The 23,036-nt window shown below is 73.2% G+C and carries 20 protein-coding genes; 13 read left to right on the top strand and 7 right to left on the bottom strand.

The features are described from left to right. The first annotated feature begins 324 nt into the window (after window positions 1–324). Window positions 325–2,427: a DUF4352 domain-containing protein gene (locus ABZ716_RS03815; protein WP_358956239.1), complete on the top strand. Its 2,103-nt coding sequence runs from the start codon at window positions 325–327 to the stop codon at window positions 2,425–2,427. Window positions 2,428–2,529: 102 nt separating this feature from the next. Further along, complete coding sequence (locus tag ABZ716_RS03810; RefSeq protein ID WP_358811472.1) at window positions 2,530–4,284, top strand: NAD+ synthase; 1,755 nt, start codon at window positions 2,530–2,532, stop codon at window positions 4,282–4,284. A 65-nt stretch (window positions 4,285–4,349) separates the two neighbouring features. On the opposite strand, the gene ABZ716_RS03805 is transcribed toward ABZ716_RS03810, so the two are convergent. Further along, window positions 4,350–5,399: an endonuclease/exonuclease/phosphatase family protein gene (locus ABZ716_RS03805; protein ID WP_358811471.1), complete on the bottom strand. Its 1,050-nt coding sequence runs from the start codon at window positions 5,397–5,399 to the stop codon at window positions 4,350–4,352. A gap of 307 nt (window positions 5,400–5,706) precedes the next feature. Between ABZ716_RS03805 and panB the strand changes: the two genes are divergently transcribed. The 3 genes from panB to ABZ716_RS03790 all read left to right on the top strand — a co-directional run bounded on the left by panB (window position 5,707) and on the right by ABZ716_RS03790 (window position 8,572). Continuing rightward, window positions 5,707–6,567, top strand: a complete 861-nt coding sequence (gene panB / locus ABZ716_RS03800; RefSeq protein ID WP_358811470.1) for a 3-methyl-2-oxobutanoate hydroxymethyltransferase — start codon at window positions 5,707–5,709, stop codon at window positions 6,565–6,567. Window positions 6,568–6,701: 134 nt separating this feature from the next. After that, window positions 6,702–7,733: an ATP-binding cassette domain-containing protein gene (locus ABZ716_RS03795; protein WP_358956416.1), complete on the top strand. Its 1,032-nt coding sequence runs from the start codon at window positions 6,702–6,704 to the stop codon at window positions 7,731–7,733. Further along, window positions 7,730–8,572: an ABC transporter permease gene (locus ABZ716_RS03790; RefSeq protein WP_358811469.1), complete on the top strand. Its 843-nt coding sequence runs from the start codon at window positions 7,730–7,732 to the stop codon at window positions 8,570–8,572. The genes ABZ716_RS03795 and ABZ716_RS03790 overlap by 4 nt, the downstream gene beginning before the upstream one ends. Window positions 8,573–8,630: 58 nt before the next feature. Here ABZ716_RS03790 and ABZ716_RS03785 read toward each other — a convergent pair whose 3' ends face one another. Beyond that, window positions 8,631–11,927: a BTAD domain-containing putative transcriptional regulator gene (locus tag ABZ716_RS03785; RefSeq protein ID WP_358956237.1), complete on the bottom strand. Its 3,297-nt coding sequence runs from the start codon at window positions 11,925–11,927 to the stop codon at window positions 8,631–8,633. 62 nt (window positions 11,928–11,989) lie between these two features. Here ABZ716_RS03785 and ABZ716_RS03780 point away from each other — a divergent pair, with 62 nt between their 5' ends. Next, entirely contained in the window at window positions 11,990–12,790 is an 801-nt protein-coding gene (locus ABZ716_RS03780) for a site-2 protease family protein (RefSeq protein ID WP_358956235.1), read from the top strand. Between the two features lie 15 nt (window positions 12,791–12,805). Here the strand turns inward: ABZ716_RS03780 and ABZ716_RS03775 are convergent, their stop codons facing one another. Beyond that, window positions 12,806–12,988, bottom strand: a complete 183-nt coding sequence (locus tag ABZ716_RS03775; RefSeq protein WP_358811466.1) for a hypothetical protein — start codon at window positions 12,986–12,988, stop codon at window positions 12,806–12,808. Between the two features lie 114 nt (window positions 12,989–13,102). Continuing rightward, window positions 13,103–13,813 (bottom strand): NADPH-dependent F420 reductase, encoded by a 711-nt coding sequence (gene npdG, locus ABZ716_RS03770; protein ID WP_358811465.1) that lies wholly within the window; start codon window positions 13,811–13,813, stop codon window positions 13,103–13,105. Window positions 13,814–13,908: 95 nt separating this feature from the next. Here npdG and ABZ716_RS03765 point away from each other — a divergent pair, with 95 nt between their 5' ends. After that, window positions 13,909–14,523, top strand: coding sequence for a hypothetical protein (locus ABZ716_RS03765; RefSeq protein ID WP_358811464.1), 615 nt, complete (start codon window positions 13,909–13,911; stop codon window positions 14,521–14,523). Between the two features lie 10 nt (window positions 14,524–14,533). Here ABZ716_RS03765 and ABZ716_RS03760 read toward each other — a convergent pair whose 3' ends face one another. Further along, a complete protein-coding gene (locus tag ABZ716_RS03760) occupies window positions 14,534–14,782 on the bottom strand; it encodes a hypothetical protein (RefSeq protein ID WP_351881447.1) in 249 nt (82 codons plus the stop codon). 73 nt (window positions 14,783–14,855) lie between these two features. On the opposite strand from ABZ716_RS03760, the gene map reads away from it, so the two are divergent. Together map and ABZ716_RS03750 are read left to right on the top strand one after the other, a co-directional pair. Next, complete coding sequence (gene map / locus ABZ716_RS03755) at window positions 14,856–15,713, top strand: type I methionyl aminopeptidase (protein ID WP_358811463.1); 858 nt, start codon at window positions 14,856–14,858, stop codon at window positions 15,711–15,713. Between the two features lie 115 nt (window positions 15,714–15,828). Continuing rightward, on the top strand, window positions 15,829–16,476 hold the full coding sequence (locus ABZ716_RS03750) for a biliverdin-producing heme oxygenase (RefSeq protein WP_351881453.1): 648 nt from the start codon (window positions 15,829–15,831) through the stop codon (window positions 16,474–16,476). A gap of 51 nt (window positions 16,477–16,527) precedes the next feature. Here ABZ716_RS03750 and ABZ716_RS03745 read toward each other — a convergent pair whose 3' ends face one another. Then, the gene (locus tag ABZ716_RS03745; RefSeq protein ID WP_358956233.1) at window positions 16,528–17,178 is read right to left on the bottom strand and encodes a PhzF family phenazine biosynthesis protein; all 651 of its coding nucleotides are present in this window, start codon (window positions 17,176–17,178) and stop codon (window positions 16,528–16,530) included. A gap of 216 nt (window positions 17,179–17,394) precedes the next feature. Here ABZ716_RS03745 and efeO point away from each other — a divergent pair, with 216 nt between their 5' ends. The 3 genes from efeO to efeU are packed head-to-tail and all read left to right on the top strand — an operon-like array spanning window position 17,395 to window position 20,744. Then, entirely contained in the window at window positions 17,395–18,546 is a 1,152-nt protein-coding gene (gene efeO / locus ABZ716_RS03740) for an iron uptake system protein EfeO (RefSeq protein WP_358956231.1), read from the top strand. Window positions 18,547–18,577: 31 nt separating this feature from the next. Next, window positions 18,578–19,885, top strand: coding sequence for an iron uptake transporter deferrochelatase/peroxidase subunit (efeB, locus tag ABZ716_RS03735; RefSeq protein ID WP_358956228.1), 1,308 nt, complete (start codon window positions 18,578–18,580; stop codon window positions 19,883–19,885). A gap of 22 nt (window positions 19,886–19,907) precedes the next feature. Further along, on the top strand, window positions 19,908–20,744 hold the full coding sequence (gene efeU / locus ABZ716_RS03730; protein WP_358956225.1) for an iron uptake transporter permease EfeU: 837 nt from the start codon (window positions 19,908–19,910) through the stop codon (window positions 20,742–20,744). 65 nt (window positions 20,745–20,809) lie between these two features. Here efeU and ABZ716_RS03725 read toward each other — a convergent pair whose 3' ends face one another. After that, the gene (locus ABZ716_RS03725) at window positions 20,810–21,568 is read right to left on the bottom strand and encodes an SDR family oxidoreductase (protein ID WP_358956223.1); all 759 of its coding nucleotides are present in this window, start codon (window positions 21,566–21,568) and stop codon (window positions 20,810–20,812) included. Window positions 21,569–21,685: 117 nt separating this feature from the next. Here ABZ716_RS03725 and ABZ716_RS03720 point away from each other — a divergent pair, with 117 nt between their 5' ends. Next, entirely contained in the window at window positions 21,686–23,032 is a 1,347-nt protein-coding gene (locus ABZ716_RS03720; protein ID WP_358956221.1) for a multidrug effflux MFS transporter, read from the top strand. Window positions 23,033–23,036: the final 4 nt, after the last annotated feature.

Below are 23,036 nucleotides of genomic sequence, written 5' to 3'. Positions count from 1 at the left end.
GCCGGGGGCTCCGCCGGTGTGGGGGGCGGTCTTCGGGTGGTCGGGACCGGGGGTGGGTTGGGTACCCATACGGTAATGATCCTCAGCTGACCGGGCATCGGCGCGCGGCGCCCCGCACGGCGGCGGGGCCGTCCGGCGGAGTCCCTCACCCCTCAGAACGAGGCGGCGGCACCCCGCGTTCCCGCCCTTGGGCCGGATTCCGGCAGATCGGGCGAATTCCGCTGCGGCAGGGCGGGCGGGGGGCTATCCGGTTGGAGGTGACGGACGGTCATGGCAGGCTGCCCGCATCTCCGTAAGCCGTACTTCCCGAGGACGCCGCCAGGTATGAGCACCCCGCCGAACACCCCGCCCGACCCGCCGGCCACCCCGGAGCCGACCCGGATACCCGAGCCCATACCCTCGCCGGAGAACCCCGCCGCGACGGCCCGGCTGCCGCTCGCCAAGCCGGAGGCGGCCGCTACGTCGGCCGAGGAGCCCCGGCAGGACCCGGAGCCGCAGGAGGCACCGACGGAGCCCGAGACCCCGGCGGCACAGCCCGCCGGCCCGGCCGGCGACCCCGCCGAGACGGCCCGGCTGTCGTTCGACAAGGCCGCCGCCCCGGCCGGTGAGCCGCAGGACGCCCCGCCCACAGCCGCGGCCCCGGTGGCGCAGTCCGGCGCCCCGGACGACGACCCCGCCGCGACGGCCCGGCTGCCGCTCGCCAAGCCGGAGGCGGCCACCGCCTCGGCCGAGGAGCCCCGGCAGGACCCGAAGCCGCAGGAGGCACCGGCGGAGCCCGAGACCCCGGCGGCACAGCCCGCCAGCCCGGCCGGCGACCCCGCCGAGACGGCCCGGCTGTCGTTCGACAAGGCCGACGCCCCGGCCGGTGAGCCGCAGGACGCCCCGGCTACGCCTCCCAGCCCGACGGAGGACGTCAGTGAGACGGGCCGCCGGTTGTCGCTGAGCAAGCCCGACACCTCGGACCGGGAGCCGCAGGACGCCCCCGTTGCGCCTCCCGCCCCGGCGCAGGACCCCGACGAGACGGCCCCGCTGTCGCTGAACCAGGCCGACGCCCCGGCCGGCGACCCCGCCGAGACGGCCCGGCTGTCGCTCGACAAGCCGGAGGCGGCCATCGCGTCGGCCGAGGAGCCCCCGCAGGCCCCGCCTGCCCCCACCGCCCCGGCGCCGGGTCTCGCCGGGACGGCGCCGCTGCCGCCCGAGGCGGCCGGGGCTTCGCCGGCGCAGCCCGGGGCCGGTGCCGGGGGCGCGGCGGGGCCGCAGGGGCGTGACCCCTGGGCGACGCCCGCCCCTGGGGCGGCGCCCGTTGCGCCGCCGCCGCACGGTGGTGCTCCGTACGCGGCAGCCGCCGGGTCCTGGGCACCGCCCCCGCCGGCCTACCCGGGGTACCCGGGACCGGGCCAGCCGGGCCAGCCGAGCCAGCCGAGCCAGCCGAGCCAGCCAGGAGCGGGATACCCCGGACAGCCTGGGAACCCGGGCCGGCCGGGAGCGGGGCACCCGGGCCAGCCAGGCGCCGGGTACCCGGGCACGCCGGGAGCCGGGTACCCCGGGCAGCCGGGGCACCAGGGGCCGGGGTACCCCGGGTATCCCGGGTACCCGGGCCACCACGGCCACCCGGGCTACCCCGGCCACCCCGGCCACCCCGGCGTGGCCGGCTACTACCCCGTGCCCCCGCCCGCCGGCAACGGCATGGCCGTGGCCGCCCTCGTGCTCGGGATTCTTTCCGTGGTCCTCGGGCCCGTCCCGTTCCTCTTCTGGCTCGGGGCCGGTCTCGCGTTCACCGGGATCGGGCTGGCCGGCGGGGGGATCGGGCGGGCGCGGCGGGGAGCCGGGCGGAGGGGGATGGCCGTCGCCGGGGCGGTGCTCGGGATCGCCGGGCTCGCCGCCTCCGCGGGCGGGTGGTTCCTGACCACCGCCATCCTCGACCGGGCCCGCGACCGCGTCCACGAGCGGCTGGACGACCGCCCGTGGGACGACGAGGACCCGGAGGGCGACCCCGACCCCGGCCCCTCCTTCCCGCCCCGCGCCCCGAAGGGCCCCGGGTTCACCACGCCCGTGCCCTTCGGCCGGACGGTGACCTACCCCGAGGGCATCAAGGTGACCCTGGCGCCGCCGCACCAGTACGTCAGCAAGGCCGACTGGATGGACGTGGGCAACGCCGTCGAGGTGTCCTTCACCATCACCAACACCTCCGACAAGCCCCACAAGGTCATCTACGCCATGCCGGCGGTGAAGGACGACAAGGGCGGCAGCGCCAAGCTCGTCTTCGACGGCGACACCCCGAAGCGGATCGAGGGCGTGATCCAGCCCGGCCAGTCCGCGACCGGTACCGCCGCCTTCAAGGTCCCCGAGGGGACCAGGAGCATCACCGCCGAGCTCTCCCCCGGCATCCTGATGGACCCGGCGAAGTTCAGCGGACCCGTCGAGTAGCCCCTCCGAAGAGAGACGAAGAGAGACGAAGAGAGAGGCGAAAGGGACGCACGAGCGCCCGGGTCCAGGACATCGCGTCAGAAAGACGATTAGACTGGGCCCGTGCCTCAACTTCGCCTCGCGCTGAATCAGATCGACTCGCGGGTCGGCGACATCGCCGCCAACGCCGCCTCGGTCGTGCACTGGACCCGGCACTCCGCCGAGCAGGGCGCCCACCTCGTGGCCTTCCCCGAGATGGCGCTGACCGGGTACCCCGTCGAGGACCTCGCTCTGCGCGGGTCCTTCGTCGAAGCCTCCCGCACCGCCCTGGTGGCCCTCGCGCGGCGGCTGGCCGACGAGGGCCTCGGCGAGCTCCCCGTCCTCGTCGGCTACCTCGACCGGGCCGAGCGGGCCGCCACCCGGCTCGGCCTCCCGCCCGGCTCCCCGGAGAACGCGGCCGCCGTGCTGCACCGCGGTGAGGTCGTCCTGCGCTTCGCCAAGCACCACCTCCCCAACTACGGGGTCTTCGACGAGTTCCGCTACTTCGTCCCGGGCGACACCCAGCCGGTGATCCGCGTGCGGGGCGTCGACGTCGCCCTGGCGATCTGCGAGGACCTCTGGCAGGACGGCGGCCGCGTCCCCGCCACCCGCTCCGCCGGGGCCGGACTGCTGATCTCCGTCAACGCCTCCCCGTACGAGCGCAACAAGGACGACGTGCGCCTGGAACTGGTGCGCAGGCGGGCCCGGGAGGCCGGCTGCGCCCTGGCCTACCTGGCGATGATCGGCGGCCAGGACGACCTCGTCTTCGACGGGGACTCCATCGTCGTGGACGCCGCCGGGGAGGTCCTCGTACGGGCCCCGCAGTTCTCCGAGGGCTGCGTCCTGGTGGACCTCGACCTGCCGGCGGCCCGGGACGACGCCCCGGAGGGGACCGTGGACGACGGGCTGCGCATCGACCGCGTCGTGCTGTCCGCCGAGCCGGTGGAGCCCTACGAGCCGGTGGTGAGCGGCGGCTACGCCGAGCGCCTCGACGACGACGAGGAGGTCTACGACGCGCTGGTCGTGGGTCTGCGCGCGTACGTGAAGAAGAACGGGTTCCGCTCCGTCCTGATCGGGCTGTCCGGCGGCATCGACTCCGCGCTCGTCGCCGCCCTGGCCTGCGACGCGATCGGCGCGCAGAACGTCTACGGCGTCTCGATGCCCTCGAAGTACTCCTCGGAGCACTCCCGGGAGGACGCCGCCGAACTGGCCCGGCGGACCGGCCTGAACTTCCGGACCGTCTCCATCGAGCCGATGTTCGACGCCTACACGGGCGCGCTGGAGCTGACGGGCCTGGCCGAGGAGAACCTCCAGTCCCGGCTGCGCGGCACCCTGCTGATGGCCCTGTCGAACCAGGAGGGGCACATCGTGCTGGCCCCGGGCAACAAGTCGGAGCTGGCCGTCGGCTACTCCACCCTCTACGGGGACTCGGTCGGCGCGTACGGGCCGATCAAGGACGTCTACAAGACGGACGTCTTCCGGCTCGCCCGCTACCGCAACCGGGCGGCGGCCGAGCGGGACGAGACCCCGCCCATCCCGGAGAACTCGATCGTGAAGCCGCCGAGCGCCGAACTGCGCCCGGGGCAGGTGGACACGGACTCATTGCCGGACTACCCGGTGCTGGACGCGATCCTGGAGCGGTACGTGGACCGCGACCAGGGGCTGGAGGAGATCGTGGCGGCCGGCTTCGACCGCGTGCTGGTGGCGAGGACCATCCGGATGGTGGACACGGCCGAGTACAAGCGGCGCCAGTACCCGCCGGGCACGAAGATCTCCGCGAAGGGCTTCGGGAAGGACCGCCGGCTGCCGATCACCAACGGCTGGCGCGAGCACCCGTAGCCGCGCCGTACGCGAAGGGGCCCCGCCGCGGCTGCGGCGGGGCCCCTTTCCCGTAGGCGCCCGCGCTACTTGCGGCCCGTGAGCCGCGCCGCGATGGGGAGGTGGTCGCTGCCCGTGCGCGGCAGGGTCCAGGACGCCTCCGGCTTCACCCCGCGGACCATGATCTGGTCGATGCGGGCCATCGGGAACGGGGCCGGCCAGGTGAAGCCGAAGCCGTTGCCGGCGGCGCCCTGGGTGGAGCGCATCTGCGAGGTGACCTCGGACAGGGAGCGGTCGTTCATCGTGCCGTTGAGGTCGCCGAGCAGCACGACGTTCTTCAGCGGCTCGGCGGCGAGGGCCGCGCCCAGCGCGTCGGCGCTGTTGTCGCGCTGGTTGGCGGTGAACCCGGCGTTGAGCTTGACGCGCACCGACGGCAGGTGGGCGACGTAGACCCCGAGCTCGCCGAAGGGGCCGGCGACGGTGGTGCGCATGGCCCGGGTCCAGCCCAGCCGGATGTCGACGGGCCTGCTGGAGGTCAGCGGGTACTTGCTCCACACGCCGACCGTGCCCTCGATGGCGTGGTACTTGTACGTGCTCGCCAGGGCCTTCTCGTAGACCGGGACGGCGTCGCCCCCGAGCTCGGTGAGGGCCAGGACGTCGGCCCCGGACGCGGCGACCGAGCGGGCGGTGCCGCGCGGGTCGCGGTTGTCGGCGTCGACGTTGTGCGTGGCGACCGTCAGGTTGCCGCCGGGGCCCGACTTGTCGCTGATCAGACCGCCGAACAGGTTCACCCAGACCACGGCCGCCAGCAGGATCGCCAGCAGGGCGGTGGCGGACCTGCGGACCACCGCGACGACCAGCAGGACCGGCACGAACACGCCGAGCCAGGGCAGGAAGCTCTCGGTGAGGCTGCCGAGGTTGCCGATGTCGTTGGGTAGCTCCGCGTGGAAGACCATGATGCCGGCGATCAGCAGGGCGCAGGCGGCGGTGACGACGCCCCGCTTCCAGATGCCGGGATCCCGGCGCAGCGCCGCGAGTTCGCGGCGCAGTGCGTCCCACCGGCGTCGCAGTCCGGATCCGGAGGGCCCGGGCTCGGAGCCGCCGTTCCCCGTCTCCGTCACGTACGCCTGTGTCATGCCATGTCCTCGCTGCCGTGCTCGCGCTCCGTCCCCGCCCCCTGACCCTAGGCGATGTTCGGAGCCTTCCTCGCCGTCCTTCGCGGCCGTACGACCGGGAGGACGAACGGGCGTGCGGCCGGGGTTCCGCTTGTCACGAAACGCGCACATTGGCTCCGGTGCGCCTGGAGACCGGCCAGGGGTGTGACGGACCGGTCACGACGACGCGGCTGCGCCACTTCCGCCGACGGGCGGACGGGTGCCACCATGGGTGGTGAGTCCGGGGACGCCGTGAGGGCGCCTCGAGATGACACAAGGAGCAGTTGCAATGACGCATGCCGTTTCGCCTGCCCGCGAAGCCGCCTCCCCCACCCTGTACGGAGGCACGGGCACCCGGCGCATCACCGTCCGCGACCTCACCCTCGCCAAGGAGCGCGGCGAGAAGTGGCCGATGCTCACCGCCTACGACGCCATGACGGCGTCCGTGTTCGACGAGGCGGGCATCCCGGTCATCCTCGTCGGCGACTCGATGGGCAACTGTCACCTCGGCTACGACACCACCGTCCCGGTGACGATGGACGAGATGACGATGCTGTCGGCGGCCGTCGTACGCGGCACCAGCCGGGCCCTCGTCGTCGGCGACCTGCCGTTCGGTTCCTACCAGGAGGGCGCCGTGCAGGCGCTGCGCAGCGCGACCCGGCTGGTCAAGGAGGCCGGGGTCCAGGCGGTCAAGCTGGAGGGCGGCGAGCGCTCGCTGCACCAGACGGAACTGCTCGTCCAGTCCGGCATCCCGGTCATGTCCCACCTGGGCCTGACCCCGCAGTCCGTGAACGCCATGGGCTACCGGGTGCAGGGCCGCGGGGACGAGGCCGCGCACCAGCTGCTCCGGGACGCGAAGGCGGCGCAGGACGCGGGTGCCTTCGCGGTGGTGCTGGAGCTGGTCCCGGCGGAGCTGGCCGCCGAGGTCACCCGGTCCCTGCACATCCCGACCGTCGGCATCGGGGCGGGCGCGGAGTGCGACGCGCAGGTGCTGGTGTGGACCGACATGATGGGCCTGACCAGCGGGAAGATGCCGCGCTTCGTCAAGCAGTACGCGAACCTGCGCGCGACCATGGGTGACGCGGCGAGGGCCTTCGCCGAGGACGTGGTCGGCGGGACGTTCCCGCAGGCGGAGCACGCCTTCCACTAGGCGGCCCCGGTTCCCGTGCGGAGCCCGTCGGCCCCGGTGCCGGCGGGCTCTGCCGCGTCCACCGACAGGGCGTGGGCGGGCCTTCGGCGGGCTGTCGGTCGGCTGTCGGAGGTTTGTCAGTGGCGGCTGGTCCCATGGTGGACATGACGCGAAACGACAACACTCCCTACGCCGTCGAAGTGCGGGGGCTGGTGAAGCACTACGGCGACACGAAGGCCCTGGACGGGGTCGACCTCTTCGTCCGCGAGGGCACCGTGCTCGGTGTCCTCGGCCCCAACGGCGCGGGCAAGACCACCCTGGTGCGCTGCCTGTCCACCCTGATCACCCCGGATTCCGGTTCGGCGACGGTCGCGGGCTACGACGTGGTCCGCCAGCCGCGCCAGCTGCGCCGCACCATCGGCCTGACCGGCCAGTACGCCTCGGTCGACGAGAAGCTCTCCGGCTGGGAGAACCTCTACATGATCGGCCGGCTGCTGGACTTGTCCCGCAAGGACGCCCGGGCCCGGGCCGAGGAGCTGCTGGAGCGGTTCTCCCTGACGGAGGCCGCGAAGAAGGCCGCGATGCACTACTCCGGCGGCATGCGCCGCCGGCTGGACCTGGCCGCCTCGATGATCGGCCGCCCGGCCGTCCTCTACCTGGACGAGCCGACCACCGGTCTGGACCCCCGTACCCGCAACGAGGTGTGGGACGAGGTGCAGCGGATGGTCGCCGAGGGGGCCACCGTCCTGCTCACCACCCAGTACATGGAGGAGGCCGAGCAGCTGGCGAGCGAGCTGACGGTCATCGACCGCGGCAAGGTCATCGCCAACGGCAAGGTGGACGAGCTGAAGGCGCGCGTCGGCGGCCGCACCCTGCGGATCCGCCCGGTGGCCTCCGCCGACCTGCCCGACATGGCCCGCGCCCTGTCCGAGGCCGGCCTGGACGGGGTGTCCGGCGCCCAGGCCGTGCCGGACGAGGGCGTCCTGCTCGTCCCCGTCCTCAGCGACGAGCAGCTGACCGCCGTCGTCGGCCTGCTGGCCGGCCGCGGGTACGCGATCGCCGACCTCGGCACCTACCTGCCCAGCCTCGACGAGGTGTTCCTGTCCATCACCGGACAGCGGACGGCCCCGTCCGAGGACTCCGTTCCCCACAAGAAGACCGAGAAGAGCAAGGAGGTCGCGGCATGAGCACCGTCACCACCACCAGGCCCGCGACCGCCCGCGGCGGCGCGGCCCCGGACCCGTCCGAGGACGGCCGGATCGGCCTGCGGGGCAACCTGCGCCACATCGGCGCCCTGGTGCGCCGCAACGCCCTGCAGATCAAGCAGGACCCGGAGTCGATGTTCGACGCCGTGTTCATGCCGATCATCTTCACGCTGCTGTTCGTGTTCGTCTTCGGCGGCGCGATCTCCGGCAAGGGCAACCAGGAGCAGTACGTCAACTACGTGGTGCCCGGTCTGATGGCGATGATGGGCATGAACATCGCCATGGGCGTCGGCACCGGCGTCAACGACGACTTCAAGAAGGGCGTGATGGACCGGTTCCGGTCCATGCCGATCGCCCGGTCCTCGGTGCTCATCGCGAAGATCGTCGTGGAGCTCGGCCGGATGATGGTCGCCATCGCGATCCTGCTGGCCGTGGGCTTCATGCTGGGCCTGTCCGTCCACTCGGCGGTGGACCTGCTGCTGGCCATCGGGCTGTCGGCGGTCTTCGGCGCCTCCCTGATGTGGATCTTCATCCTGCTGGGTCTGACGATGAAGACCGCGCAGGCGGTCCAGGGCATGGCGATGCTGGTCCTGATGCCGCTGCAGTTCGGCAGCTCGATCTTCGCCCCGCCGACGACGATGCCGGGCTGGCTCCAGGCGTTCACGGACTACAACCCGCTGTCGAACCTGGCCGACGCGGCGCGCGGCCTGATGAACGGCACGGCGCTGGGCCACTCGGTGTGGGTGACCCTGGCCTGGTCGGTGCTGATCACCGCGGCCGCCATGCCGCTCGCGGTGCGCAAGTTCCGCCAGAAGACCTGATCCGGCCGGCCGGTCCGTTCCGGATCGCGTCCCGGACCGGGCTCCGCACGGGGGCGGGTCAGTAGAGGGCGGCGGCTTCCTCCAGGGTGAGGCCGCCGCCTTCGGCGTGCGCGGCCTCGTACGCCGCGTCCCCGAGTGCCGTCCGCGCCAGTTCCTCGGCGCGGGCGGCGTCCTCGCGTTCCGCGGTGACGGCGAAGTGCCCCTCGGGCAGGTGGGCGTGGTAGGCGCCGACCAGCCGGGCCGCGTCGTGGGCCCGCCGCCGGCCGCCGAGCGAGGCGAGGGAGACGGCGGCCGACACCAGGAACACGGCGGGCAGCTGCGGGGCGACCATCGCCGCCAGCGGGTGGCGGACGGACTCATGGGCTTCGCGGATGCGGTCCAGGGCGTCCTCGTACTTGCCCTCCTGGTTGTCCAGCCAGGCCGTCATGGCGTGCAGGAACACGTCGAAGACGGCGAACGCGCCGCGCGCGAACTCCTCGTGCAGCAGGACGATCTGGGCGCGAGCCTCGGCGATCCGGCCGGTGCGGCCGAGGAGTCCGGCGTAGAACAGGCGGGCGGCGGGCATGGCCTCGTTGCCGAACCGCTGTCCGGTGGCGGTGATCTCGGCGAGGATCTTTTCGGCCTCGTCCAGCCGGCCGCTCTCCATGACGGCACCGGCCATCCGCACCCGCAGCACCGTCATCTGGGCGCGGGCGCCGAGCCGTTCGGCGTGGGTGATGGCGTCGAGGTAGTCCTGACGGGCGAGTTCGTACGCGCCGCTCTTCTCCCGGGCCTCGGCGCGGGCGGACAGCGCCTCGGCGCAGCCCCAGTCGTCGCCGAGCTCGCGGAAGAGGGCCAGACTCTCCTCGGCGTCGCGGGAGGCGTCGTGGGCCCAGTCGGCGCGGTTGGCGAGGATGTTGGCCCGCAGCTGGAGGGCGGAGGCGAGTTCCCAGCGGTAGCCGAGGGCGCGGGAGGCGGTGACGGTCGCCTCGATGACCTGTTTGAGCAGCCCGGGCTGCCCCGAGATCATGACGGCGTAGATCCACAGGGAGCCCGGTGTGCGGCAGGTCTGCGGCAGGCCCGGCCGGTAGGTGGCGAGGATGCCCTGGACCTCGGCCTGGAGCTCGGGGCTGTCCCAGGTGGCGGCCGTGTGGTCGCGGGAGGTGAGGCGTACCAGGTGCAGGGCGCGCCATGCTTCGGCGAGGACCTCGCCGGAGTAGGGCGGCGGCGAGTCGAGGAGCCTCTCGTACAGCGGCTCGGCGGGTACGTGGGGCGGGGCGAAGGGGTCGGGGCCCAGGGCGGCGGCGGCCTCGGTCCAGTGCCGGATCTCGCCGCGCAGGTCCTGCATGTGCCAGTACCAGGCGAGGGCGTGGACCAGGCACAGGACCTCGCCGGTGTCGCGGGTGGCGACGGCCCGGCGCAGGGCGGTGCGGAGGTTCTCGTACTCGGTGGCGATGCGGTCCACCGCCGCGCGCTGGCCGCGGCCGCGCAGCCGGGGCTCGGTGGTGCGGGCGAGTTCGCGGTAGTGGACGAGGTGGCGGCGCTCGGTGTCCTCGCGGTCGCGGCCCGCACCGGCCTCGTCCAGGCGTTCGGCGGCGTACTCGCCGACGGTCTCCAGGAGCCGGTAGCGCATCTCGCCGGCCGGGCCGGGGGCGGCGACGACGAGGGACTTGTCGACCAGGGCTGCCATCACGTCGGCGACGTCGAGGCCGCTGCCGTCGGCGCAGACGGCCTCGGCGGCCTCCAGGTCGCAGCCGCCGGCGAAGACCGACAGCCGGCGCAGGACGGCCCGTTCGGGCGCGTCGAGCAGGTCCCAGGACCAGTCGACTACGGCGCGCAGGGTCTGCTGGCGGGGCAGGACGGTCCGGGCGCCGCCGGTGAGCAGCCGGAAGCGGTCGTCGAGCCGGTCGGCGATCTGCCGGAGGGTGAGCAGCCGCAGCCGGGCGGCGGCCAGCTCGATGGCCAGCGGCAGCCCGTCCAGCCGGCGGCAGATCTCGGCGGCGGCCCCGGGGTCGTCGGCGACGCGGAACCCGGGCCTTGCGGCGGCCCCCCGGTCGTCCAGCAGCCGCAGCGCGACGGGGTCGGGCAGCGGTTCGACGGGCCGCAGGAACTCCCCGGGCACGCCGAGCGGTTCGCGGCTGGTGGCGAGGATCCGCACGCCGGGGCACCGGGTCAGGATCCGCTCGGCAAGTTCGGCGGCGGCGCCGATCACGTGCTCGCAGTTGTCCAGGAGCAGCAGGAGCCGGCGGCGTGAGCAGTGTTCGGCGAGCAGGTCGAGGGGGCGGTCGCCGGTGCGGTCGGTGAGCGCCCGCAGTTCCTCGGCGGCGGCGCCGCGCAGCTTGGTCTCGCGGGCGCCGAGGGCGGCGAGGGCGGCCTCGGCGACGTCCTCGGGGTCATCGACGGGCGCGAGCTCCACGAGCCACACCCCGTCGGGCCACTCCCCCGCGGGGTGCGCCTCGGCGGCCTCCTGCGACAGCCGGGTCTTCCCCGCGCCGCCGGGCCCGAGCAGGGTGACCAGGCGGGCCCGGGAGAGGTCGTCCCCGATGACCCGGATGTCCTCCTCCCGGCCGACGAAGGTGGTCAGCCGCGCCCGCAGGTTCCCCGTCACGGGGGCGGGGGCGGCCGGTGCGGGGCGGGGCGGCGGCGGGGCCGGGTCGTCGGTGGGGTCGTCGGTGAGGAGTTCGGTGTGGAGGGCGCGCAGGGTCGGCCCCGGGTCGGTGCCCAGGCGGGTGGAGAGGTCCCGGCGGACCGTCTCGTAGGCGGCCAGGGCCTCGGCGGGGCGGCCGGCGGCGCGGAGGGCCCGGATGCGGAGGGACTGCAGGGACTCGTCCAGGGGGTGGCGGGCGCACAGTTCGGTCAGCTCCGGCAGGGCCTCTTCCGCCTGGCCGACAGCCAGCGCCGCGCCCAGGCGGCCCCGGCGCGCGTCCATCCGTACGGCCTCCCAGCGCGCGGACTCGGCCGCCGGATCGGGGAGGGAGGCCAGCGCGGGGCCCCGCCACAGCGCGAGGGCCTCGTCGTACAGGGCCGCCGCCCGGGCGGGGTCCTCGGTGGCCGCGGCGGAGCGCACGAGCCCTTCGAAGCGGTACAGGTCGACGTCCTCCCGTCGCGCCGCCAGCCCGTAGCCGCCCTCGCCGGAGCGCACGGCCTCGTGTCCCAGGGCCCGCCGCAGCCGGGCCACCAGCGCCTGGAGCGCGGCCGGGGCGTCGGCCGGCGGGTCGCCGTCCCACACCTCGGCGACCAGCAGCCCCGCGGGCACGGTCCGGCCCGGTCGCAGCGCGAGCGCCGTCAGGAGCGCGCGCAGGCGTGCGCCGCCGACGGCGACGGGGGTCCCGTCGTCGCGGACGGCCTGGGCGGAGCCGAGAATCGCGTAGCGCACCGGCCCATTGTCCCCGGCCCCCGCCCCCGCCCGGGCCGCGAGCCCGGGATAGGTTTCGCCGCATGGTTCACCAGGGCGGCCGCAGTGAGCGGCGTATCAGTTCCGTTTTCCTCGGCATCGTCGCCGTCATGGCGGTCACCGGCTGGGCGGTGTGGACCGGGTACGGGACGAGCCCGGGGCTGGCGGTGTTCCTCTTCGTCACCTCGGCGTGGGTGGTCTCGCTGTGCCTGCACGAGTACGCGCACGCCCGGACCGCCCTGCACGGCGGTGACACCACCATCGGCGCCAAGGGCTACCTCACGCTGAACCCGCTGAAGTACACGCACGCGCTGCTGAGCATCGTGCTGCCGGTGGTCTTCGTGATCCTGGGCGGGCTGGGCCTGCCCGGCGGGGCCGTGTACATCGAGCGGGACCGGATCCGGGGCCGCTGGCGGCACAGCCTGATCTCGGCGGCGGGCCCGCTGACGAACGTGGCCTTCGCGGTCATCTGCACGGCGCCGTTCTGGCTGGACGCCCTCGACGGGGTGCCGGTGCCGTTCCGTTTCGCGCTGGCCTTCCTGGCACTGCTCCAGGTGTCGGCGGCGATCTTGAACTTCCTGCCGGTCCCGGGCCTGGACGGCTACGGGGTCATCGAGCCCTGGCTGTCGCACCGCGCCCGCCGCGAGCTCGCGCCGCTGGCGCCGTTCGCGCTGATCGGGGTGTTCGCGCTGCTGTGGATCCCGGAGGTCAACAGCGCCTTCTTCGACGTGGTCCAGGCCGTCCTGCGGGCGCTGGGCGTCTCGGACCTGGAGACGTACTGCGGCCACGACCTGTACCGCTTCTGGCTGGACCAGGACGGTTTCTGCGCCGCCCCCGTGGACTGACGCGCCGCCTCCCCGTCAGGCGGTGCCGCGCTGCTTCTCGGCCTTGGCCTTGCGCAGGTAGAACCAGGCCATGTTGGACGTCACACCCGCCAGCAGCACCCACACGATCCCGAGGAAGCTGCCCTCCACGAAGGCGACCACGGCGGCGGCCACGGCAAGGACGCAGGCGACTACGGCGAACACGGCAAGGCGGGGCATCGGGAACAGCTCCTCGGCGACGCGGGACGGGGTCGAGCCCCTCCAGTGTCCCCCATCCCTCCCGGGCCCCCGCCCCCGCGGCGCGGGGACCGGGGACGGGGCCCGGGCGGGGGCTCAGACGTCCGTGAGGCGCAGGCCCGCGTGGGCCTTGTAACGGCGGTTGACCGAGATGAGGTTGGCGACCATCGCCTCCACCTGGTGGGCGTTGCGCAGGCGGCCCGCGAAGACCCCGCGCATCCCGGGGATCCGGGCCGCGAGGGCCTGGACCAGGTCGGTGTCGGCGCGGGACTCGCCGAGGACCATGACGTCGGTGTCGATCTCCTCGACGGAGGCGTCCTGGAGGAGGACCGCCGAGAGGTGGTGGAAGGCCGCGGTGACCCGGGAGCCGGGGAGCAGGGCGGCGGCCTGCTGGGCGGCGCTGCCCTCCTCGACCTGGAGGGCGTACGCGCCCTGCTTGTCGAAGCCCAGCGGGTTGACGCAGTCGACGACGAGCTTGCCGGCGAGGTCCTCGCGCAGCGCTTCCAGGGTCTTGGCGTGGCCCTCCCACGGCACCGCGATGATGACGATGTCGCTGCGGCGCGCGCACGCGGCGTTGTCGGCGCCCTCGATACCGAGGCCCAGTTCCCGCGCGGCGGTCTCGGCGCGGTCGGCGGCCCGGGAGCCGATGATCACCTTCTGGCCGGCGCGGGCGAGGCGGTAGGCGAGGCCGCGGCCCTGGTCGCCGGTGCCGCCGAGGACGCCGACGACCAGGCCGGAGACGTCGGGCAGGTCCCAGGGGTCCTTGGCCGGCGGCTTCTGCGTGCTGGCTGAGTCTGAGGAAGTCATGGGTGCGAGCGTACTGCCGGGTAGGACGGTCCCGGAGGGGTGGGAGAGGCGCGAAGCGCTCCCGGGGGCCCGGTGGTTGCGGCAGGATGCCGGCCATGGATGCCGTGAGGGTGGCTCTGTTGCGCGAGGTGCTCGCGGGGACGGCGTGGCCGGGTGAGGCGCGGCGGTTCGCCGGGTCGCTGCGGCGGGCGGTGGTACCGGCCGGCGGGGGGCTGCTGCTGGTGGGGACGGAGCGGTACGAGCCCTGGCACCTGGCGGCGCACCTGGTGGACGAGGCCGCCTGGTCGGGGCAGCCGGAGCTGGCGCCGACCCTCGTACGCCACCGGGTGCTGCCGGGCGCGCCGCCGCACCTGTCGGTCGGGCTGGGCCGGCTGGAGGCGGCCCGGCGCGGGCACACCCTGCTGGTGGTGGCTCCGGAGCAGCCGGGCGAGGGCCTGCTGGAGCGGGTCCACGACGCCCGGCGGGCCGGGGCGACCGTGCTGTCCCTGGACGGCGGCGACGCGGATCTGGGCGCCCTCGCGCATGACGCCCTGTCGGTGCCGGCCGAGGAGGGCACCCCGGACCTGGACACCGTGCAGCACCTGGTGGGGGCGGCGGCCGGGGAGAACGGCCTGCCGGTGCGGCGGGGTGGTGCGGGCGTGGGGAAGCTGCGGGACCGGCTGGCGCGGCTGGCCGATCAGCTGACCGCGCCGCCGCCCAGCCGCTGGTAGCCGGGGCCCGTCAGGGGGTGGCCGTACCGGTGCCGTCCCCCTCGTCCTCGCCGGTCTTGTCGTTCCAGTGGGGGTCGTTCTGCCATTCGAGGTTGCGCTCCTGCGCCGTCTCCATGGCGCGGGCGGCTTCCTCGCGGCTGGTGTACGGGCCGAAACGGTCCTTCGCGGGGCAGTCGGGGCCCTCTTCCACCTTCTTGTGGACCAGGCAGTAGTACCACTCGCCCGGTTTGCCCACCTGACGCTTCTTGAACAGTGCCATCTCTCCGCAGGCTCCTCTCGGTCCTCGTCTACAGCGCCATGCTGCCCCATGGCCGATCGATACACTCGCTTGCATGTCTGGCCAGTCGCTGCTCGTACCAGGCGAGCTCTCCCCCGCCCGTTCCGTTCCCGGAAACATCCGCCGCCCCGAGTACGTCGGCAAGCCCGGCCCCAAGCCGTACTCCGGACCCGAGGTGCAGTCCGCCGAGACCATCGAGGCCATGCGCGTCGCGGGCCGTATCGCCGCGCAGGCGATGGAGGAGGCCGCGAAGCACATCGCGCCGGGGGTGACCACGGACGAGCTGGACCGCGTCGCGCACGAGTACATGTGCGACCACGGCGCCTACCCCTCGACGCTCGGCTACCGGGGCTTCCCGAAGTCCCTGTGCTCCTCGGTCAACGAGGTCATCTGCCACGGCATCCCCGACTCGACCGTGCTGCGCGACGGGGACATCGTCAACCTCGACGTGACCGCGTACATCGGCGGGGTGCACGGCGACAACAACGCCACCTACCTGTGCGGCGAGGTGGACGAGGAGTCGCGGCTGCTGGTGGAGCGCACCCGCGAGGCCCTGAACCGGGCCATCAAGGCGGTCAAGCCCGGGCGCCAGATCAACGTCATCGGCCGGGTCATCGAGTCGTACGCGAAGCGGTTCGGCTACGGCGTGGTCCGGGACTTCACCGGGCACGGCATCAACTCGTCCTTCCACTCCGGCCTGATCATCCCGCACTACGACAGCCCGCACGCGACCACGGTCATGGAGCCGGGGATGACGTTCACGATCGAGCCGATGCTGACGCTGGGCACCCACGAGTACGACATGTGGGAGGACGGCTGGACGGTCGTCACCAAGGACCGCAAGCGGACCGCGCAGTTCGAGCACACGCTGGTGGTGACGGACACGGGGGCGGAGATCCTCACCCTCCCCTGAGCGGCTTTTTACCGACAACGCGTCGGGAACACATTGACGCGGGCGGACACCGGCAGGAGGATCGGGCGTGGCGGCGGTGTCGCCGCGCCCGATTCCCCTTCCGCGGAGGTCCGACGTGGACGCCTTCTCCACGCTCATCCGTACCGCCTCGCACGAGCAGCACACCGAAGCCGAGACCTCCGCCTTCATGAGCGACCTGCTCGGCGGGCGGCTCGGCGTGGACGCCTACACCCGCTACACCGAACAGCTGTGGTTCGTGTACCGGGCGCTGGAGGACGCGGCCGACGGGCTCCGCGCGGACCCGGTGGCGGGACCGTTCATCCGTCCGGAGCTGATGCGGGTGGCGGAGATCGAGCGCGACCTGGCGCACCTGATCGGGCCGCACTGGCGGGAGGCCGTCACCGCGCTGCCCGCCACGCGGGCGTACGCGGCCCGGGTGGCGCGGTGCGCGGCGAGCTGGCCGGGCGGATACGTCGCCCACCACTACACCCGCTACCTGGGCGACCTCTCCGGCGGGCAGATCATCCGGGACAAGGCGGAGCGCACCTGGGGATTCGCCCGCAAGGGTGACGGGGTGCGGTTCTACGTCTTCGCGGACATCGCCAACCCGGCGGCGTTCAAGCGGGGCTACCGGGAGCTGCTGGACGCGATCGACGCCGATGACCTGGAGAAACGCCGGATCATCGACGAGTGCAAGCGGGCCTTCGACTACAACGGGGCCGTGTTCCGGGAGCTGGGCGAGGAGTTCCCGATCAGCGCGTGAGCCCGGCTCACGAAGCCCATGAGCCCCACGAGCTCACGAGGCTCACGAGGCTCACGAGGCGAAGCGGACCCGGCCGCCCAGTTCCACCGTGCCGTCCGGGGCCGGGGCGGTGAGCAGCTGGGAGCCGGCGCCCTGGGTGATGTTCAGGGCGCGGTTCAGCTCGGCGGTGAGGAGGATCGCCGCCGAGCCGGTGGCCTCGTCCTCGGCGACGGCCCCGTCGGGGCGGCGCGGGAAGCCGCGGGCGCGGATCCGGCCGGCGGCCTCGTCCTCCCAGGCCCAGGCGTAGAGCCAGCCCTCGCCGGGCGGCGGGGTGGGCAGGGCCTCGACCTCGGCGGCGGTGGCGTACTGCCGGGTGCGCTTGCCGGTGACCCATTCGGGGCGGGCCGTGATCCAGGTGAACTCCCCGTCGCCCCGGGCCCATACGGATCCGGCGGGCGGCTGGAGCTCCTCGATGTCGAGCAGCCAGGCGAGTCCGACGAGCGGGTGACCGGCGAAGGACATGCGCGTGCCGGGGGTGCGGATGTCGACGATCCCGCGTTCGGGGTCGTCGACGAACACCGTCTCGCTGTAGCCGAGCTCGGCGGCGAGGGCCTGCCGGGCCTGGTCGTCCGGGACGGTGCGGCCGTCGCGGACGACGCCGAGCAGGTTGCCGTGCCGGCCGTCGGCCGCGCAGAACACCTTGATCACGTCGAGATCGTTCACGTCGGCATTGAAGCACGGGCCGGTGCGGCCCCCCGGCCTTGACTTCCGCTTGACTTTCGCTTGGGCCGGCCATGGAGGGGCCGTAACGGCCTCGTGTCCGGGATCGGCCAGTGAGAGCTGAATCACTGGACGAGTGGGCGTCGGTCAGGTAAGCCTCGGTTAAGTTAGGTCCGCCTCACCAGCTTGTTCCACGCCTCCACCTCGCCAGGAGCCTCCATGCGACCCGCCCGCCTCACCGTCCTCACCGCGGCCGCAGCCGTCGTCGCGCTCACCGCCGTCACCGGCTGCGCGGAGAAGAGCGACAAGGGCGGCTCGGGTGCGCTGCACGTGAACGCGACCGACAGCGCGTGCGAGGTCTCCGCGACGGACTTCCCGGCGGGCAAGGTCTCCGTCGAGGTGGAGAACAAGGGCTCCAAGGTCACCGAGCTGTACGTGCTCTTCCCCGACGACCGCATCGTCGCCGAGCGCGAGAACATCGGCCCCGGCACCAAGGCCACCATCACCGCGGAGATCAAGGCCGGGGACTACGTCTTCGCCTGCAAGCCGGGCATGAAGGGCGACGGCATCCGCACCAAGGTCAAGGCCACCGGCAAGGGCGGCTCCGAGAAGCGCAGCCCGGAGCTGGACGCCGCCGTGGCCGCGTACCGCAAGTACGTCCAGGAGCAGGCCGACGAGACCCTGCCGAAGGCGCAGGTCTTCGCCGACGCCGTCAAGGCCGGCGACCTGGAGGCCGCGAAGAAGGCGTACGCCCCCTCCCGCCTGGGCTGGGAGCGCACCGAGCCGGTCGCCGAGTCCTTCGGCGACATCGACCCGAAGGTGGACGTCCGCGAGGACGGCCTGGAGGCCGGCCAGGACCCGGCGAAGGACTGGACCGGCTGGCACCGCCTGGAGAAGGCCCTGTTCCAGGACAACCGGATCGGCGACGACGAGAAGAAGCTGGCCGACACCCTGATCACCGACCTCACCGCCTGGCAGAAGAAGGTCGGCCAGGCCGAGATCACCCCCACCTCCATGGCCAACGGCGCCAAGGAGCTCCTCGACGAGGTCGCCACCGGCAAGGTGACCGGCGAGGAGGAGCGCTACAGCCACACCGACCTGGTCGACTTCAAGGCCAACGTCGAGGGCGCCGAGAAGTCCTACGAGCTGCTCAAGCCCGTCACCGCGAAGAACGACCCGGAGCTCGCCAAGCAGCTGGACACCCAGTTCGCCGCGCTGAACACCCTCCTGGACAAGTACCGGGCGGACAAGAACGGCTACGAGTTCACCTCCTACGACAAGGTCGGCGAGACCGAGCGCAAGGAGCTCTCCGACGGCGTCAGCGCCCTGGCCGAGCCGCTGTCGAAGCTGGCCGCCGCGGTCGCCAAGTAGTCCACCGCCAGGCAGAGGGGGAGATCCCACCATGACCGACGCCCAGGAGCCGAAGGTGTCCCAGTCCCAGGAGTCCCTGGAGTCCGTGGAGTCGACCGATTCCACCGGGCCCGCCGCGGCGCCCTCGCGCCGTGCCCTGCTCGGCTGGGGCGGGGCCGGGCTGGCGCTCGGCGCGGCCGCGGCCGGCGGCGCCGTCGCGGCACTGGGCGGCGGCTCGGACCTCGCGCCGGCGGCCTCCGCCGGGGCGGCCGTCCCCTTCCACGGCGAGCACCAGGCGGGCATCGCCAGCGCCGTCCAGGACCGGCTGCACTTCGCCGCGTTCGATGTGAAGACCAAGGACCGCGAGGAGCTCGTCAAGCTCCTCAAGGACTGGACGGCGGCCGCCCGGCTGATGACGGCCGGCCTGCCCGTCGGTGACGTGTTCGAGGGCGTCCCCGAGGCCCCGCCGACCGACACGGGCGAGGCCCTGGGCCTCAAGCCCTCCCGGCTCACCCTGACCATCGGCTTCGGCCCGGGCCTGTTCGCCAAGGACCGCTTCGGTCTGGAGGGCAAGCGCCCCGAGGCCCTGGTGGACCTGGAAGCCTTCCCCGGCGACAACCTGGACCCGGCCCGCTCCGGCGGCGACCTGTGCGTCCAGGCATGCGCCGACGATCCGCAGGTGGCGGTGCACGCCATCCGCCAGCTGGCCCGCATCGGCTTCGGCAAGGTGGCGGTGCGCTGGTCGCAGCTCGGCTTCGGCAAGACCTCCTCGACCACGCCCGACGAGCAGACCCCGCGCAACATGATGGGCTTCAAGGACGGCACCCGGAACATCTCCGGTACCGACACCGCCGCCCTGGACAAGCACGTGTGGGTCGGCGCGGGCGACGGCAGCGCCTGGCTGACCGGCGGCTCCTACCTGGTCGCCCGCCGGATCCGGATGCACATCGAGACCTGGGACCGCACCTCGCTGCGCGAGCAGGAGGACGTCTTCGGCCGTGACAAGGGCGAGGGCGCGCCGGTCGGCAAGTCCAAGGAGCGCGACGAGCCGTTCCTGAAGGCCATGAAGCCCGACTCGCACGTGCGCCTGGCGCACCCCGACAGCAACGACGGCGTGGCGATCCTGCGCCGCGGCTACTCCTTCACCGACGGCACGGACGGACTGGGCCGCCTCGACGCGGGCCTGTTCTTCCTCGCCTACCAGCGCGACGTCCGCAAGGGCTTCGTCGCGATCCAGCGCCGGCTGTCGAAGAACGACGCGCTGAACGAGTACATCCAGCACGTGGGCTCGGCCGTCTTCGCCGTCCCGCCGGGCGTCCGCGACAAGGACGACTGGTGGGGCCGGACGCTGTTCGCGTAGTCCCCTCCGGAGAGGAAACGCCGTGTTCGGCAACTATCTGATCGGCCTGCGCGAGGGGCTCGAAGCGAGCCTGGTCGTCTGCATCCTGGTCGCCTACCTGGTGAAGACCGGGAACCGGGCCGCGCTGCGGCCCGTGTGGCTCGGGATCGGGATCGCCTGCTCGATCTCCCTCGCGTTCGGCGCGCTGCTCACCTTCGGCACGCAGGAGCTGACGTTCGAGGCGCAGGAGCTGCTCGGCGGCAGCCTGTCCATCGTCTCGGTCGCTCTGGTGACGTGGATGGTCTTCTGGATGAAGAAGACCGCGCGGCACCTGAAGAGCGAGCTCCAGGGCAAGCTCGACGCGGCGCTCGCGATGGGCACCGGCGCGCTGGTCGCCACCGCGTTCCTGGCGGTGGGCCGCGAGGGCCTGGAGACGGCGCTGTTCGTGTGGGCCTCGGTCCGGGCCAGCGGGGAGGGCTCCTCCGCGCCGCTGATCGGGGTGCTGCTGGGCATCGCGACCGCCATCGTGCTGGGCTGGCTGTTCTACCGGGGCGCGCTGAAGATCAACCTGTCGAAGTTCTTCACGTGGACGGGCGGGATGCTGGTCGTCGTCGCGGCGGGTGTCCTCGCGTACGGGGTCCACGACCTCCAGGAGGCCGGTTTCCTCGGCGGCCTGCAGGACAAGGCGTTCGACATCAGCGGGGCGATTCCGCAGGACAGCTGGTACGGAGTCCTGCTGAAGGGCGTCTTCAACTTCCAGCCGGACCCGACGGTGGCCCAGCTGGTGGTCTGGACCCTGTACCTGGCGGCGGTCCTGACGGTGTTCCTCCTCCCGGCGGGCCTGCGGGGCGCGGCCAAGACCCCGGCCGCCGTGAAGTAACCGTGTACGACCTGCGCCCGGTCAGCTCCCCCAGGGGGCGGACCGGGCGCTGTGCGTTGCGGGGGCTATCCGCGGCCGATGTACGGCATGGCCGTGGCCATCACCGTGGCGAACTGGACGTTCGCCTCCAGCGGGAGTTCCGCCATGTGCAGGACCGTGCGGGCGACGTCCGCCGCGTCCATCACCGGCTCCACCGCCAGCTGTCCGTTGGCCTGGAGGATCCCGGTCTGCATCCGCGCGGTCATGTCCGTGGCCGCGTTGCCGATGTCGATCTGCCCGCAGGCGATCCGGTGGGGCCGCCCGTCCAGGGACAGGGACTTCGTCAGGCCGGTCATGGCGTGCTTGGTGGCCGTGTAGGCGATCGAGTGCGGCCGGGGGACGTGCGCCGAGATGGAGCCGTTGTTGATGATGCGGCCGCCCTGCGGGTCCTGTTCCTTCATCATCCGGAAGGCGCCCTGGGCACAGAGGAAGGCCCCGGTGAGGTTGACGTCGACGACCTGGCGCCAGTCCTCGTACGCGATGTCCTCCAGCGGGACCCCGGAGGGGCCGAAGGTGCCGGCGTTGTTGAAGAGGAGGTCGAGGCGTCCGTAGCGGGCCCGGACCGTCTCGAACAGGGCGGTCACCTCGCCCGGGTCGCTCACGTCCGCCCGTACGGGCAGGACGTCCCCGCCCTCCGCCGCCGCGGCGGTCTCCTCCAGGGGCTGGATCCGGCGCCCGGCCACGGCCACCGACCAGCCGGCGCCGGCCAGGGCGAGGGCCACGGAGCGGCCGATCCCGGAGCCGGCCCCGGTCACTACAGCGATCTTGTTCCCACGTGCGCTCATGGGCCCGGAGAGTACGTCACAGCGGACATCCGGCCCGGGACGGTCCGACAGCTGAGAGCATGGTCCGGTCCGGGGTACGCAAAGCAGATGAAACGACTGGAAAGACAGGAGTCCTGTATGTCGGAGAGAGGCCCGTCGGCGGCCCCCTCGCACGAGTCCTCACCTTCGGCTCCCGTCACCGTCCCCCTGAAGGCCGCGCGCCGCACCGGTCTGCTGGTCACCTTCATCCTGGGCGGGCTGACCGCCCTGCCCCCGCTGTCCATGGACATGTACCTCCCGGCCCTGCCGCAGGTCACCGCCGCCCTGGGCAGCCCCGCCGCGACCATCCAGCTCACCCTCACCTCCTGCCTCGCCGGCATGGCGCTCGGACAGCTGGTCATCGGGCCCATGAGCGACAAGTGGGGGCGCCGCCGGCCCCTGCTGACCGGGATGGCCGTCTACGTCCTGGCCACCGCGATCTGCGCCCTCGCCCCCTCCGCCGGGCTGCTCATCGGCTTCCGGCTGCTCCAGGGCCTGGCCGGGTCGGCGGCGATCGTCATCGCCCGGGCCGTCGTCCGCGACCTGTACGACGGCGTCGAGATGGCCCGTTTCTTCTCCACCCTGATGCTGATATCCGGCACCGCCCCGATCATCGCCCCGCTGATCGGCGGCCAGGTGCTCCGCTTCGCCGACTGGCGCGGGGTGTTCGTCGTCCTCACCGCCGTCGGCCTGGCGCTGACCCTGGTGGTCTGGCGCGGGCTGGGCGAGACGCTGCCGCCCGAGCGGCGCCAGACCGGCGGTGTGGGCGCCGCGCTGCGGACCATGCGGGGGCTGCTCGCGGACCGGGTCTTCGCCGGGTACACCCTGGCGGGCGGCTTCGCCTTCGCGGTGCTCTTCTCGTACATCTCCGCCTCGCCGTTCGTCGTGCAGGAGATCTACGGGGCCTCCCCGCAGGCGTTCAGCCTGCTGTTCGGCCTCAACTCCGTCGGGCTGATCGTCGTCGGCCAGGTCAACGGCAAGCTGCTGGTCGGGCGGGTCAGCCTGGACAAGGTGCTGGCCGTCGGGATCGCCGTGTTCATGACCGCCTCCGTGGCCCTGCTGCTGATGTCCGCCGGGGTGTTCGGGAAGGCCGGGCTGCTGCCCGTCGCGGCGGCGCTGTTCGTGCTGATGTCGGCGATGGGCCTGGTCCTGCCCAACACCAACGCGCAGGCCCTCATGCGCACCCCGCACGCCGCCGGATCGGCGTCGGCGCTGCTGGGCACCTCCTCCTTCCTCGTCGGCGCGGTGGCCTCGCCGCTGGTCGGGATCGCGGGCGAGCACACGGCCGTGCCGATGGCCCTGGTGCAGCTGAGCTGCTCGGTCCTGGCGGCCGGCTGCTTCCTGGCCCTGTGCCGGCCCTGGCGGGAGCGGGAGCCGATGGCCGCACCGGCCGGTACGGCGGCCCAGGCCGATGCGGCAGCACCGGCCGATCCGGCGGCGCCGTAAACTT

It is taken from the genome of Streptomyces sp. NPDC006687 (assembly GCF_040636215.1).
Classification (GTDB): Bacteria; Actinomycetota; Actinomycetes; order Streptomycetales; family Streptomycetaceae; genus Streptomyces.
Note: the sequence above shows the minus strand (reverse complement) of the source record. Positions and strands in the feature narration are given on the sequence as shown.